Genomic DNA, 13,505 nt, shown 5'->3' on the forward strand with positions numbered 1-13,505 from the left:
GCCCCGACCTCAGTGATCGCAGGCGAGCGCCTCGATCACATCCTCGAGCCGCGCCGGATCGCCGATCGCGAGGACGTGGCCGTCACACCCCGCATGCAGGGGATCGCCGTTCCAGTCGCACATGGTGCCGCCGGCGCCTTCCACCACCGGGACGAGGGCAGCGAAGTCGTACAGCTTGAGCCCCGCCTCGCAGACCAGATCGATATGACCGCAAGCGAGCAGGCCGTAGTTGTAGCAATCCCCGCCCATCACCATCCGGCGATGATCGGTGCGGGCGGCCAGCGCCATGAAGTGGGCGCCTTGGTGGTCGTCGAAATAGTGCGGCCCCGTGGTGGCGATGCTGGCATCGGCCAGATCCTTGCACGCGGCCGTGCGGACCGGCGCCCCGTTGAACGTGGTCGGTTGCCCGGACGCGCCGATCCAGCGCTCTTTCGCGATCGGCTGGTCGATGACGCCCAGCACGGGAAAGCCATCGACGAGCAGCGCGATCAGCGTGCCGAAGATCGGGCGCCCGGCGATGAACGACACCGTGCCGTCGATCGGATCGAGCACCCACTGCCGATTGGTCTCGCCCGGCTTCTCGCCGAATTCCTCGCCAATGACGCCATCGCGAGGAACTTCGGCGGTCAGGATTCGCCGCATGGCCTCTTCGGCCTCGCGATCGGCGACCGTAACCGGCGAGGCATCCTGCTTGCGCTCCGAGCCGATCCCCGAGCGGAAGTGGGGCCGGATCGCAGCGCCGGCCGCATCGGCGAGGCGCAGCGCGAGCGCGATATCGTCATTCATGGTCATGCCGCCTGTGTGGCGGTGCAACGCGCGGTCGGTCAAGTGTTGACCGAAATGACTAACAAGGCTTAATAAAGTTTACGTGCGAGCCGCAAGACCTGCCTTGAATACTGTCAATATCAGATAAATTACGGGCGTTACCCCAACACAACTTGAGGGTGAAAATCAGTTTAGTGTTGACTGGTACACACAAGAATGGTCAGGCGTTGAAACCTTCCATCGCGCACACGCGCGATGGACAGCCGATTTCCTACAACCGCGCGCCGGCACCGGACCTCGCCCCGTGGATCGCTCGGCTCTATGTTACCAAAGTCGATCTTGGGGACGAGGTCATCAGTTGCGGTCTGCTCACCGATTGTGCGGCGGTCCGCATCAAGTTGTCGGGAACCTGGCAGGCCGAAACCGCTGGCGGTCCCAGGCGGTTCAGCCAGGCCGTATTGTTTTTCGGTCCCCAGACACATCGCATGCCGGTGCAGGTGCGCGACGGTTTCGTCAGCCTCGGCTTCATGATCCGGCCTGGAGCTTTTTCGGCGTTTCGCGGCCAAAAGGTCGCCGAATATCTCAACAAGATATCGCCAATCACGGAGCTCTCGAACCGGGATCTGTCTCCCGCCGACATTTTCACGGATGACCTATCGCCGGAAGAATGGTTGCTTACGATCGAAGATGCCATCCGAAAACGGCTCGCAGACCGGGTCGATGCCCAAACTCATCCGGCGACGGCCTGCTTCGAGGCCATCGCGATGACGGACCCATCGGTCAGCATCGTCGAGGCGGCGGAGCGGTGCGGGGTTGATCGGCGGCAACTCGAACGAATCGTCCGCCGCGATTTCGGGATGTCGCCCAAACAGGTCCTGCGACGTGCGCGTGCGCTCGATATGGCAAGCCATCTGCGCGGCGTGGCCGACGGCAGCGAGGGCGACGAGATCGCGCTGCGCTATTACGACGACAGCCACCGCATCCGCGAATTCAGTCAGTTCTTCGGAATGTCGCCGCGCCAGTTCGTCGAACGGCCGCAACTGCTCATGACGCTGGCGCTGGAATTGCGTCAGGCCGGGCGACTGGAAATGCTCAAGCGGATCGAGCCCGGCAAGGCGCGGCCCTGGGAGTAACGGAAATTCAGTCGAACAGGCTGGAGACCGAGCTCTCGTCGGCGATGCGGCGGACCGCTTCCCCCAGCAGCGGCGCGATCGTCAGGATGCGGATCTTCTCGCAATCGCGGGTGGCATCGTTCGCCAGGATCGAATCGGTAATGACGAGCTCGGTCAGCGCCGAGTTCGCGACGCGCGCCACGGCGCCTCCCGAAAGCACCCCGTGGCTGATGTAGGCGGTCACGCTCGCCGCGCCCTGATCGAGCAGGGCTTGCGCGGCGTTGCACAAGGTGCCGCCCGAATCGATGATATCGTCGATCAGGATGCAGGCGCGGCCGTCGACCTCGCCGATGATGTTCATCACTTCGGACTGGCCGGGTCGGTCGCGACGCTTGTCGACGATCGCCAGCGGAGCGTTGTCCAGCCGCTTCGCCAGCGCGCGAGCCCGCACCACGCCGCCGACGTCCGGCGAAACCACGGTCAGGTTCTCGCCGCCGAGTCGCGCCTGGATATCGGCGGACATGACCGGTGCCGCGAACAGGTTGTCGGTCGGGATATCGAAGAAGCCCTGGATCTGCCCGGCGTGCAGATCGACGGACAGCACGCGATCGGCGCCCGCCTCGGTGATCAGGTTCGCGACCAGCTTGGCCGAGATCGGCGTGCGCGGGCCGGGTTTGCGATCCTGCCGGGCATAGCCGAAATAGGGCACCACGGCGGTGATCCGCTTCGCCGAAGCCCGCCGCAGGGCATCGATGCAGATCAGCAGTTCCATGAGGTTGTCGTTGGCCGGAAAGCTCGTCGGCTGAACGACGAAGACGTCTTCGCCGCGCACGTTCTCATGAATCTCGACGAAGACTTCCTCGTCCGCGAATCGCCGGACGCTGACATCGGTCAGCGGCAATTCGAGATACCCGGCAACCGCTCGCGCCAGCGGCAGATTGCTGTTGCCGGACATGATCTTCATCGCGAATCCCCGCTTACGCCCTTCAGGGCCTTGCCGTGCCCGCGTCTAGCCGAGAGTCACCCAATTGCAATATCGCGCGACCGCAGTTTCCCCGGCGCGCCTTGCCCGATCAGCCGAACGGGCTTGGGCCCTTGCGGTGTTCGCCCTGAATCCAGCGGACCGTGCCGGAGCTCGCCCGCATCACAACGCTCTCGGTCGTCATGCGGCCGCCCTTGAGGTGCTTGACGCCCTGAAGCAACGAACCGTTGGTGACGCCCGTCGCCGCGAAGATGCAGTCGCCCTTGGCGAGGTCCTGCAAGTGGTAGATCTTGTCGAGATCCTCGATGCCCCACTTGCGCGCGCGCGCGCGCTCGTCGTCGTTGCGGAACAGCAGGCGGCCCTGGAACTGTCCGCCGACGCAGCGCAGCGCCGCGGCGGCCAACACGCCCTCGGGCGCGCCGCCCGATCCCATGTACATGTCGATCGTGGTGTCCTCGTCGGTCACTGCGATCACGCCCGCCACGTCGCCGTCGGGAATGAGCTGGATGCCGCAGCCGATCGAGCGCAATTCCGCGATCAGCGCCTCGTGGCGCGGACGGTCGAGCACGCAGACGATCACTTCGTTCGGCGCCACGCCCTTGGCCTTCGCGAACGACTTGACGTTCTCGGTCGGCGACTTGTCCAGATCGATTACGTCGGGCTCATAGCCGGGGCCGATCGCCAGCTTTTCCATGTAGACGTCGGGCGCGTTGAGGAGGCACCCTTCCTCGGCCGCCGCGAGCACGGCCAGCGCGTTGGGTCCGGCCTTAGCGGTGATCGTGGTTCCCTCGAGCGGATCGAGCGCGATGTCGATCTTGGGGCCGCCGCCCGGAGCACCGCCGACCTTTTCACCGATGTAGAGCATCGGCGCCTCGTCGCGCTCGCCCTCGCCGATCACCACGGTGCCGTCCATGTAGAGTTCGTCGAACGCTTCGCGCATGGCCTCCACCGCGGCGTGGTCGGCCGCCTTCTCGTCCCCCCGGCCGATGAGGCTTGACGCGGCGATCGCCGCCGCTTCTGTGACGCGTACCATCTCGAGAACGAGGACACGGTCGAGTACCTGACTTGAAGGGGGTGTCTTGCTGGTCATGTTCAGTCCGGATTAAGGCGCTGGGAGGTCGTTCTTCGGAGCGCTTAGACAGGGGAAATGAAATTGTCGAGAAATTGCGCGCCAATTCCTTTTGCCCTGGCGGCTATGTTCTTCACAACGCCGGCCTTGGCCCAGGCGCCGGCCGATGCCGGATCGAAGGACCGTGAGATCGCCGAAATGATGCTGCGATCGCAAGGCGCCTATTCGACCACCCGCTCGCGGACGGAATGCTACGAGCGCGCGGCCAGCGGCGAAATCGTCGTTTGCGCGCAGGATGACAGCCGGTTCCGGGCGCAATCGACGAGCGACGTCGACCCGCTGTCCTCGCAGGCGCTGAACGACGGCTCGATCCGGCCGCCCGACCTCGAGCCGAAATACCCCGGCTTCACCGCGGCGCGCGGATGCTTCATCCCGCCCTGCCCCAAAGGCCCGGCCTATTTCGTCGATCTGGAGGCGATTCCCGATGCCCCCGCCGGTTCGGACGCAGACCTCATCGGCAGGGGCGAGAAGCGCGCGCCCTGAGGGGCCAAGCCATCAGTTGTCGAGAATGTTGAGGACCAGCGGCGGGGCGTTGAGGCTCTCCGAGCCCTCGAGGATCCGCAGCGCCTCCTCGACGCAGGATTCGGGGCCCTCGTGCGTGACCAGGGCGAGCATGACTTCGCCCGTCCGGTCGTCCCGCGCCTTCTGAATCATGCTTTCGATCGAAACGCCCGCATCGCGCATGGCCGCCGTGATGTCGGCGAGCACTCCGGGCCGGTCGGGCACGATGAACCGCAGATAGGCGCGACCGCGTCGCTCCCCGCTGGCGGCCGGGGCCATCTCGCGCAGTTCCCCCGAAGGCATCGAGAAACCGACGCCCCAGTCATTGCGCGCGATGTCGATGAGATCGGCGACCACGGCGCTTGCGGTGGGGCCGTCGCCGGCGCCGGCGCCCTGGAACAGCAAGCGACCCATGAAATTGCCTACGGCGACGACCGCGTTGGTCGCCCCGTCGACATGGGCGAGCGGGTGATCGAAAGCCACCAGATGCGCGCGCACGCGCTGGAACAGCCCCGGTTTGCCACTGGGGGACGCCGCTTCGGCAACCCCTATCAAGCGGATCACGTAGCCCAGCGTGCGGGCCTGGGCGATATCGACCGCCATGATTCGCGAAATGCCCGAAGTCTCGACGGCGTCGAACCGCAGCTTCGTGCCAAAGGCGATCGCGGCCAGGATCGAAAGTTTATGCGCCGCGTCCACGCCTTCGACGTCGAACGTCGGATCGGCTTCGGCATACCCGAGCCGCTGCGCTTCGGCGAGCACGTCGCCGAAATCGGCGCCAGTGTCTTCCATGGTGGAGAGGATGTAATTGCAGGTGCCGTTGAGGATTCCGTAGACGCGATCGATCTGATTCGCCGCCGCGCCTTCGCTCAATCCCTTGATCACGGGAATGCCGCCGGCCACGGCCGCTTCGAACTTCAGCGCCACGTCCGCCTGCTCCGCCGCCGCCGCGAGCTCGAGCCCGTGGTGCGCGATCATCGCCTTGTTCGCGGTCACCAGCGACTTGCCTGCCGCGATCGTGTTCCGGGCGAGCGTGAGTGCCGGACCGTCCGACCCGCCGACCAACTCGACCACCACATCCACATCCGCGCGGTTGCCGAGCCGGGTGGGATCGTCGTCCCACTCGTAGGCCGAAAGATCGATGCCGCGATCCTTGCTGCGATCGCGCGCGCTCACCGCGGTAATCCGGATCGGACGCCCGGCCCTGCGCGAAATGAGTTCGGCATTGGTCTCGATCAGCCGGATTACGCCGGTTCCGACGGTCCCCAGTCCAGCAAGTGCGATCTTGAGCGGTTCAGCCATGTCAGTCCTTTCCGGCAGCGCGCCTAGGCGAGGCGCGCCCGAAAGGCCAGAGGCTTGCAGCAAAGTCTCGGAGGCGAGGTCCGGGTTACGAAATCGTCCGGTCGCAAGGGCCGAGCGCGTCGATCACGAGCCGATAATCCGTCTCCGCCTGCTGCCGGGCAGCGGCGCTTTCGGACAGGTTGGCACCGGGCGGCGGCATCTGCGGCAGGAAGCAGGCCAGCCTGTACCATTCGATCGTACCGCGCTCCGGCGGGCGGCTGACGTCTGCGACCAGTTCGGAAAACGAGACGCCCCACAGCGGCGGCCGGCCCGGCTCGTGGCGCACGGTGATCGACGCCGCCGACCGGTCCACGGTGGACAGAAACATCTGGGTCTCGCCTTCGCCCGCGAGCGTCCCCGGAACGAAAATAATCTCGCGCACACCGGTCACCTTTGCGGGCGTTGCGGGAGACAGCAGCGCCGTGATGATTTCGCGCACTTTCGCCTCGTTGGCTTGGCTCGCGAACAGTTGCGCATCGGGTTTCACCAGCTGCAGCTCGCCGGGCCGCCCGGGAACGGGGCGCGCGAAGATGATGACGTCCTGCTTCTTGAGCGAAGGCGCCTTGCCGCGCGCGTCCAGCGGCAGATCGACCAGGTAGGCGAGCGATTCTCCGATCGCGGAAGCGCCGGACAACAGCGCTGTCGTACGCGCCTCGACGTAATAGCGGGCCCGGCCTGGCCGCAATCCCGGCGCGCGCTCATTTTTAACCTTTATCGCCTTGCGGACATTGGCCTTGATCACGAGCGGCGCCGAATCGGCGAGGTCCGCGAGGTCGGCATAAGTCGGACCGGACGGCACGGGGGCAGCCGGCTGGGCGAACGCGGACACGGGCAGAGCCGCCAAAAACGCCCCTGCGACCAGGGATTTCAGTGGCTTGGCTATGGGGGTCTTCGGCATGTCCCGGTCTTTCCTGGTCTGCTTCAAGTCATGCCTACACGACGGGTCGCAACCGCGTCGATAGTGCTGCCGGAACATTGCACCTGGACCACCCTGAATCGAAGGTTAACCCAGCCTAAAGCCGATTCGACATTGCGCGGCGACCACACGCTCGCTAAGGAATGCCCAAAATCGGGGCGTGACAAGAATTCGCCTCACGGCCTGCCGGTCGTGCGAGTGACTTTATCGGCAGGTCGTTAGCCGTCAGGGTGGACACTTTTTTGGGTTTCGTCATGGATTTGACGCAATGCGTCCGGTTCATGCGGTTCCGGGGCTTGCCCCGTGGCAGTTTAGTGATGGAGTGATGCGACTGAATGGCCTACGCTGACCAGAAGATGAGCGGTAACAAGCTTGCCGCTTTCATAGTCGTTCTTCTGCTTCACGTTTTCCTGCTTTACGCGCTCGTCACCGGCCTCGCCTACGAAGCGGCGAAGAAGGTGATCTCAAAGGTGACGACCGTCGACATCAAGGAAGAAGTGAAGAAGGAAGAACCGCCGCCACCACCTCCGGAGCAACCGAAGGTAGAAGCGCCGCCGCCGCCTGTCGCACCGCCCGTGAAGATCAACGTGGCGACCAAGCCACCGCCGATCAACACGGTCACCGTTGCGCCACCGCCGGCGCCGGTTATCGCACTTCCGGCTGCGCCGGTCGTTGCGCCGCCGGCCCCGCCGCCGCCGGCACCCAAGGGTCCGACTTCGGATCCTCAGCCTCGTGGCAATCCCGGTAACTGGGCGACCGCGAACGACTACCCGTCGCGCGCGCTTCGTGAAGAACGTACCGGAACCACCGGGTTCCGCGTTACCGTCGGCCCAGACGGCCGCGTCACCAACTGTACGATCACCAGTTCGAGCGGGCATCCCGATCTCGACGAGGCGACGTGCAAGAACGTGAGCCGTCGCGCCCGCTTCAAGCCAGCCTTGCAGAATGGCCAGGAAGTCCAGGGCACTTACTCGAACCGCATCCGGTGGGTGATACCGGACTGATCCCGATGGCTGCCCTGACCGGGGCGGCCATCCGACCTGCACCTTTTTCTTGAGAGGACTACCCGCATGCTTATCGTCGATATTCTTGCCGCCGCCGGTCAGGGCGCGCCGCAGAACAAGTTCGGTTTCGCCGAAGCTCTCGAGCAGGGCGGTTTCATCGCCTATGCGACCGTCATCATCCTGGGCATCATGTCCTTCGGTTCGTTCTACATCCTGTTCACCAAGTGGTTCGAGCAGTCGAAGATCCTGCGTCAGTACAATTCGATGCGTTCGACTTTCTGGAAAGCTCCGACGCTGCGCGAAGGCGCGTCGAAGCTCGACAAGAACAGCGCATGGCGTCAGCTCGTCGACGATGGTCTGGCCGCTGAAGAACAGCACGCCAAGATGACCGATCAGCTTGAAGCGCACGACTGGATGCACAGTTCGCTGGCTCGTTCGGAAGCTTCGGTCAACGCCCGCCTCGCTTCGGGTCTGCCGTTCCTCGCCACCGTCGGTGCGACCGCGCCGTTCATCGGCCTGTTCGGTACCGTCGTCGGCATCTACCGCGCGCTGATCGCCATCGGCCTCGCCGGTTCGGCCTCGATCGACAAGGTCGCGGGTCCGGTCGGTGAAGCTCTCATCATGACCGCGCTCGGTCTGCTCGTCGCGGTTCCCGCGGTGCTCGCCTACAACTACCTGCAGAGCCGCAACAAGCGGATCGCCGAGCTGCTGACCGGTTTCTCGAGCGACGTCCTCGCCAACATCACCTCGCGTGGTGCAGTGAAGCCTGCGGTGATCACCACCCCGGCGTCCGCTGCCAAGGCCGCGCCGAAGGCGGCTCCCGCTGCCAAGCCGGCGACGCCTGCCAAGCCGTAAGCAAGGCCATGCGCGCTTCGCAGGCTCCTCGTCTGCGAAGCGTTAGGGGTCAAGCGGCGGGCCTGGCATGCGGGTCCGCCGCCCTCTCCCCAGACATATCAAGGATTAGGATACAACTATGGCGATATCCACGGGCGGGGGCGGTGCCGAAGCACCGATGTCCGACATCAACACGACGCCGCTCGTCGACGTCATGCTGGTGCTTCTCATCATCTTCCTGATTGCTGTTCCCGTTGCCATCCAGACGATCGAGAAGCTCCGCATCCCGATCATCGAATCGGTGGAGTCGAAGGACAAGGTCGAAAACCTGCTGCTGACCGTCTCGACGACGGACGACAGTGGTCGCAGCGCGGGCGAACCCGGTTTCAACGGTGCCTCACGCAACGGCGAATGCCGTGTCTACTTCAACAACGTCACGCCGGTGGATGCGGAAGAGCTTCGCGATCAGGCGTTCAAGCGGCTCGACGCCATCGTCAAGCGCGAAGGCGGTCCCGAAGCGCTCAAGAACAATCCCGAAGCGATTCCGCAGGTGCATATCCGCGGCGACGTCGATGCGCCCTGGCGCTGTGTCGCGGGCGCCATCTACAACGTGCAGATTTCGGGCTACCCGACCGTCGGCTTCATCTCGAACCCGGTCGACCCGAACGGCTGACGCGGACAGGTTACAGGAGTACTATCCATGGCAATGTCAGGCGGCAAGGACGATGGCGCCCCGATGATGGAGATGAACACGACGCCGCTCATCGACGTCATGCTCGTCCTTCTCATCATGTTCATCATCACCATTCCGGTCGCGACCCACTCGATCGACATCGACCTCCCGGTCGCGAATCCGCCGGATTCGCCGCCGCCGGACGTCGATCCGATCAAGAACAAGGTCGTGCTCACTCCGGACAACCAGATCCTGTGGAACGGCAACCCGATCGATGGCGGCACGCTGCTTTCGCTGCTGCAGGAATCGCTGACCTACCCCGTCGAACCGGAACTGCAGTTCCAGCCCGACCCGCAGGCCAGCTACGAACTTTCGGCCAAGACGCTGAACGTGATCAAGCAGTCGCAGGTCACCAAGTTCGGCTTCGTCGGCAACGAGCAGTTCGCCGAATTCAGCAAGTAGTCAACGCGAAGCGAAATCGAATTGAAGGGGCGGAGCGATCCGCCCCTTTTTTTGTGCATGCGGCCAGGATCGACTTACTCTTCCTCGTCCAGATCCTCGACAGGATCGGTGCGCATCGCCATCGCCGCCAGGCTCTCCGCCTCGATCAGCAGTTCATCGTCGGCCGCCCCGCCCGGCGTGCTTTCGCGCCCGATCATCGAAATGACCGGCACCGATAGCGGGCTGATCCGGTCGAGCTTCACATGCACGATCTCGCGCGCGGCACGGTCGAGGACATCGCCCACTCGGCCGACGTCGGTCATCCGCGCACGCGCATCCGCCCAGGCGTCTTCGATCAGCAAGTGATCGGGCTCGTACTTGCGGAGCACATCATAAATGAGGTCGGTCGAGAACGTGACTTGCCTGCCCGACTTGCGCTTGCCGGGTTGCTGGCGCTCGACGAGGCCGGAAATTACCGCCACTTCGCGAAAGGCGCGGCGCAGCAAGTGCGACTGCTGCACCCAATCGACGAATTCGTGAGTCAGAATGTCGGGCGACAACAAGGCGAGCGGATCTTCCACCGCCTTCAGCCCCCAGACCGCCAGGGTATAGTCGGTCGCGACGAAACCGAGCGGCCCGAGCCCGCGATCCTCCATCCGCCGCGTAATCAGCATGCCCAGCGACTGGTTCGCGTTCCAGCCCTCGAACGTATAGTAAGTCGTGTAGGCAAGCTCGCGGTGCGGGAAGCTTTCGATCAGGAGCGTTCCGGGAACCGGAAGCTCGGAGCGCCACGCCTGCACTTCCAGCCATTCGCGCACGTCGTCCGGAAACCGTCCCCAGCCCGCACGGTCGGCAAGCATCGCGCGGACGCGCTCGGCGAGATGCGCGGTAATCGGCAAGCGCTGACCCGAATAGCTGGGAATGGTCGCGGATTTCTTGGCCGCGCGCACCACCAGTTCGAGATCGCGCAGCGCTTCGACTTCGAGGTCCATGCCGGCGAAGCGAAACGTATCGCCCGGCTTCAGGCTTGCCCCGAACATCTCCTCCACCTTGCCCAGCGAGCGCCCATTGCGAAACCGGACATCCAGCATCTCGCTGTCGACGATGATGCCGGCATTGAGCCGATGCCGCGCGGCATGTTCGGGATGGCTGAGCCGCCAGGTGCCGTCGCGCTGCTTCACGATGCGGCGGAAGCGATCGTAGCTGCGCAGCGCGTAACCGCCGGTGGCGACGAAATCGAGCACGCGCGCAAAGGCCTCCTCATCGAGCCAGGCATAGCTCAGCGAGGAGCGCACTTCGTCCAGCAGCGCACGTTTGTCGAACGGCCCGGCGCAAGCCCGCGCCATGACATGCTGGGCAAGGACGTCGAGCCCTCCGGGGCGAAAGTCCTCGCCATCGCGCTGGCCCTGATCGACCGCTTCGACCGCCGCGCTCGCTTCGAGGTATTCGAAGCGATTGCCGGGCACCAGCAGCGCCTTGCTCGGGCTGTCGAGCCGGTGATTGGCGCGCCCGATGCGCTGCAGCAGCCGCGACGAGCCCTTGGGCGCGCCCATCTGCACCACGAGATCGATGTCGCCCCAGTCGACGCCGAGGTCGAGGCTTGCGGTACAGACCAGTGCCCGCAGTTCACCCCGCGCCATCGCGGCCTCGACCTTGCGCCGCGCCTCGCGCGAGAGCGAGCCGTGGTGGATGCCGATCGGCAGGTTGTCCTCGTTGGCATCCCACAGCCACTCGAAGATGTATTCGGCCAGGAAGCGCGTGTTGGTGAAGACCAGCGTGGTGCGATGCGCGCGGATCTGCGCATAGAGCTGCGGGATCGCCCAGGTCGCGGCGTGGCCGCTCCAGGGGATGCGCTCCTCATCGGGCAGCAGGATCGAAACGTCGGGCGGCGCGCCTTCTTCGCCCGCGACCAGCGTAACTTCGTCGATTTCGCCCCATGGCGCCAGCCAGGCGCGAAAGTCTTCCGGCGCGGCCACGGTCGCCGACAACGCCGCGCGCTGCATCCCTGGCGCAAGCGCTTGCAGACGCGTCAAAGCCAGCGCCAGCAGATCGCCGCGTTTGCCCGTGGCGAAAGCATGGACTTCGTCGATCACGACACGGCGCAAGCTGGCAAACAGCGTCTCGGCTTCGGGATAGCTCAGCAGCAGCGACAGCGATTCGGGTGTCGTGAGCAGGATATGCGGGGGCCGGGCGCGCTGACGGGCCTTGCGGTCGGAGGGCGTATCGCCGCTCCGCGTCTCGATCCGCAGATCGAGGCCGATCTCCGCGACTGGCGCGAGCAGGTTGCGCTGCACGTCCGTCGCCAGCGCCTTGAGCGGGGAAACGTACAGCGTGTGCAGGCCCTCGGCCGGAGGCTCGCCCGCAAGCCGCGAAGGACAGAAATCCGCAAGCGTGGGCAGGAAGCCCGCCAGCGTCTTGCCCGCGCCGGTGTCCGCCACGAGCAGCGCATGCCGGCCCGCGTCGGATGCTTCGAGCATCTCGCGCTGATGCCGCCGTATCCGCCAATCCTTCGCGGCGAACCAGGCTGAAATTTCGGGGGGCATCTCGGACATGAGCTTGGATCTCTGGCTACGCGGCGAGAGCGTGGCACGCAAGCACACGCGCCCCTGGAGGCAGGTTCCCGAAGTTAAATAAGCCTTTCCGACGCCCAGTCTGCGCCGACCTGCTGCATGGCTGCGTCAAGATGCGGATCCATCGCCGGGCTTAAGAAGTTGAATCAGCATCGAATGAGCAACACCGGACGCATCCCGGGTCTGGGACGATCCATCTGCTCGATCACTCAAGCCATGGAGCACACAATGAACAACCGCGACCGCGAATATCAGAACCGAAATTATCAGGACCGCGACGATGGTCCGCGCCAGCAGAACCAGTTCGCCGATCATGCCCGACAGTCGGGCGGCGACTGGCAGGGCCGGGGATCGCCCCAGATGGGCGGCAGCTACGAAGGCAGCTATGAATCCGGCTACGGCGGCCCGCAGCAGCTGGACCGCGACCGGATGAGCTACAATCGGTCTGACCGGAACGATCGCAGCGGTTCCTGGCAATCCCAACCGCGCGGCCAGGGCCGGCGCGGCGGCGCCGAGCAAGGCTACGAAATCCCGACCTATAGCGCGTCCGGAAGCCAGAATTTCGGATCCTTCACCAGCGAGGATTACGGCGGGCGCGATAGCTACGGCGCCGGTGGCGGCGGCATCGGCGGCTCGTCCGGCTATGGCTATCGTCCGACGTACGACACCTTGGGCCGCAACCGCTTCGGTGGCGACGCCGCGCGCGCCAACCAGGGACGCGACTACGACGATTGGCGTTCCTACGGCGAAAGCCGCGGTTTCCTGGATCGGGCCGGCGACGAAATCGCCAGCTGGTTCGGGGACGAAGATGCCGCGCGCCGGCGTGAGATGGACCATCGCGGCCGCGGCCCGTCCAACTACACGCGTTCGGACGAGCGCATCCGCGAAGATGCGAACGACCATCTGACCCACGACTGGGGCGTCGATGCGCGCAAGATCAGCGTGTCGGTCAGCGAAGGCGAAGTCACGCTCGACGGTCAGGTCGACTCCCGTCAGGCCAAGCGTCGCGCCGAGGATGTGGTCGATCAGATCTCCGGCGTCCGGCACGTCCAGAACAATCTGCGCGTCGAAACGGTGCGCGAAGGCACGCCCAGCATGCCCGCGAGCGGCATGGGCGCCAGCGCGGCGATCGGCGATCGCAAGAACGCCACGACCGACAGGTAACGAACGCCGCGCGCCCTGAACGGCGCCAAGGCTGACGCAAGAAGGGGAGCTGCAGCGTTTGCAGCTCCCCTTT

General features: G+C 65.0%; 13 protein-coding genes. 7 read left to right on the forward strand and 6 right to left on the reverse strand.

Annotated features, from left to right (window positions below; genetic code table 11):
• Positions 1 to 9: 9 nt before the first annotated feature.
• Complete coding sequence (gene hisN, locus GQO94_RS08785) at positions 10 to 792, reverse strand: histidinol-phosphatase (protein ID WP_156840771.1); 783 nt, start codon at positions 790 to 792, stop codon at positions 10 to 12.
• 200 nt (positions 793 to 992) lie between these two features.
• On the opposite strand from hisN, the gene GQO94_RS08790 reads away from it, so the two are divergent.
• On the forward strand, positions 993 to 1,898 hold the full coding sequence (locus tag GQO94_RS08790) for a helix-turn-helix domain-containing protein (protein WP_232332839.1): 906 nt from the start codon (positions 993 to 995) through the stop codon (positions 1,896 to 1,898).
• Between the two features lie 7 nt (positions 1,899 to 1,905).
• Here the strand turns inward: GQO94_RS08790 and GQO94_RS08795 are convergent, their stop codons facing one another.
• Together GQO94_RS08795 and glpX are read right to left on the reverse strand one after the other, a co-directional pair.
• A complete protein-coding gene (locus tag GQO94_RS08795) occupies positions 1,906 to 2,841 on the reverse strand; it encodes a ribose-phosphate pyrophosphokinase (RefSeq protein WP_156840773.1) in 936 nt (311 codons plus the stop codon).
• 109 nt (positions 2,842 to 2,950) lie between these two features.
• On the reverse strand, positions 2,951 to 3,949 hold the full coding sequence (gene glpX / locus GQO94_RS08800) for a class II fructose-bisphosphatase (protein WP_156840774.1): 999 nt from the start codon (positions 3,947 to 3,949) through the stop codon (positions 2,951 to 2,953).
• 105 nt (positions 3,950 to 4,054) lie between these two features.
• Here glpX and GQO94_RS08805 point away from each other — a divergent pair, with 105 nt between their 5' ends.
• The gene (locus GQO94_RS08805; RefSeq protein WP_156840775.1) at positions 4,055 to 4,471 is read left to right on the forward strand and encodes a hypothetical protein; all 417 of its coding nucleotides are present in this window, start codon (positions 4,055 to 4,057) and stop codon (positions 4,469 to 4,471) included.
• Between the two features lie 12 nt (positions 4,472 to 4,483).
• Here GQO94_RS08805 and GQO94_RS08810 read toward each other — a convergent pair whose 3' ends face one another.
• Together GQO94_RS08810 and GQO94_RS08815 are read right to left on the reverse strand one after the other, a co-directional pair.
• Positions 4,484 to 5,791 carry a homoserine dehydrogenase gene (locus GQO94_RS08810; protein WP_156840776.1) on the reverse strand — a complete coding sequence of 436 codons (1,308 nt, stop codon included), beginning with the start codon at positions 5,789 to 5,791 and terminating at the stop codon, positions 4,484 to 4,486.
• Between the two features lie 85 nt (positions 5,792 to 5,876).
• Positions 5,877 to 6,728, reverse strand: coding sequence for a hypothetical protein (locus GQO94_RS08815; RefSeq protein WP_156840777.1), 852 nt, complete (start codon positions 6,726 to 6,728; stop codon positions 5,877 to 5,879).
• Positions 6,729 to 7,081: 353 nt separating this feature from the next.
• Here GQO94_RS08815 and GQO94_RS08820 point away from each other — a divergent pair, with 353 nt between their 5' ends.
• The 4 genes from GQO94_RS08820 (at position 7,082) to GQO94_RS08835 (ending at position 9,719) form a co-directional block, all read left to right on the forward strand.
• Complete coding sequence (locus tag GQO94_RS08820; RefSeq protein ID WP_156840778.1) at positions 7,082 to 7,750, forward strand: energy transducer TonB; 669 nt, start codon at positions 7,082 to 7,084, stop codon at positions 7,748 to 7,750.
• Positions 7,751 to 7,816: 66 nt separating this feature from the next.
• The gene (locus tag GQO94_RS08825) at positions 7,817 to 8,605 is read left to right on the forward strand and encodes a MotA/TolQ/ExbB proton channel family protein (RefSeq protein WP_156840779.1); all 789 of its coding nucleotides are present in this window, start codon (positions 7,817 to 7,819) and stop codon (positions 8,603 to 8,605) included.
• 118 nt (positions 8,606 to 8,723) lie between these two features.
• Positions 8,724 to 9,257 carry an ExbD/TolR family protein gene (locus GQO94_RS08830; RefSeq protein WP_198045892.1) on the forward strand — a complete coding sequence of 178 codons (534 nt, stop codon included), beginning with the start codon at positions 8,724 to 8,726 and terminating at the stop codon, positions 9,255 to 9,257.
• A gap of 27 nt (positions 9,258 to 9,284) precedes the next feature.
• The gene (locus GQO94_RS08835; protein WP_156840780.1) at positions 9,285 to 9,719 is read left to right on the forward strand and encodes an ExbD/TolR family protein; all 435 of its coding nucleotides are present in this window, start codon (positions 9,285 to 9,287) and stop codon (positions 9,717 to 9,719) included.
• A 74-nt stretch (positions 9,720 to 9,793) separates the two neighbouring features.
• On the opposite strand, the gene GQO94_RS08840 is transcribed toward GQO94_RS08835, so the two are convergent.
• On the reverse strand, positions 9,794 to 12,250 hold the full coding sequence (locus GQO94_RS08840) for a ligase-associated DNA damage response DEXH box helicase (protein WP_156840781.1): 2,457 nt from the start codon (positions 12,248 to 12,250) through the stop codon (positions 9,794 to 9,796).
• A gap of 246 nt (positions 12,251 to 12,496) precedes the next feature.
• Between GQO94_RS08840 and GQO94_RS08845 the strand changes: the two genes are divergently transcribed.
• Complete coding sequence (locus GQO94_RS08845; RefSeq protein ID WP_198045893.1) at positions 12,497 to 13,432, forward strand: BON domain-containing protein; 936 nt, start codon at positions 12,497 to 12,499, stop codon at positions 13,430 to 13,432.
• Positions 13,433 to 13,505 lie beyond the last annotated feature (73 nt).

The sequence above is a fragment of the Novosphingobium aquimarinum genome (genome assembly GCF_009746585.1).
GTDB classification, from domain to species: domain Bacteria; phylum Pseudomonadota; class Alphaproteobacteria; order Sphingomonadales; family Sphingomonadaceae; genus Novosphingobium; species Novosphingobium aquimarinum.

Coding starts and splice junctions, on each gene's coding strand:
- hisN (WP_156840771.1), bottom strand. CDS start 792: ATGACCATGAATGACGATATCGCGCTCGCGCTGCGCCTCGCCGATGCG.
- GQO94_RS08795 (WP_156840773.1), bottom strand. CDS start 2,841: ATGAAGATCATGTCCGGCAACAGCAATCTGCCGCTGGCGCGAGCGGTT.
- glpX (WP_156840774.1), bottom strand. CDS start 3,949: ATGACCAGCAAGACACCCCCTTCAAGTCAGGTACTCGACCGTGTCCTC.
- GQO94_RS08805 (WP_156840775.1), top strand. CDS start 4,055: ATGTTCTTCACAACGCCGGCCTTGGCCCAGGCGCCGGCCGATGCCGGA.
- GQO94_RS08810 (WP_156840776.1), bottom strand. CDS start 5,791: ATGGCTGAACCGCTCAAGATCGCACTTGCTGGACTGGGGACCGTCGGA.
- GQO94_RS08815 (WP_156840777.1), bottom strand. CDS start 6,728: ATGCCGAAGACCCCCATAGCCAAGCCACTGAAATCCCTGGTCGCAGGG.
- GQO94_RS08820 (WP_156840778.1), top strand. CDS start 7,082: ATGGCCTACGCTGACCAGAAGATGAGCGGTAACAAGCTTGCCGCTTTC.
- GQO94_RS08825 (WP_156840779.1), top strand. CDS start 7,817: ATGCTTATCGTCGATATTCTTGCCGCCGCCGGTCAGGGCGCGCCGCAG.
- GQO94_RS08830 (WP_198045892.1), top strand. CDS start 8,724: ATGGCGATATCCACGGGCGGGGGCGGTGCCGAAGCACCGATGTCCGAC.
- GQO94_RS08835 (WP_156840780.1), top strand. CDS start 9,285: ATGGCAATGTCAGGCGGCAAGGACGATGGCGCCCCGATGATGGAGATG.
- GQO94_RS08840 (WP_156840781.1), bottom strand. CDS start 12,250: ATGTCCGAGATGCCCCCCGAAATTTCAGCCTGGTTCGCCGCGAAGGAT.
- GQO94_RS08845 (WP_198045893.1), top strand. CDS start 12,497: ATGAACAACCGCGACCGCGAATATCAGAACCGAAATTATCAGGACCGC.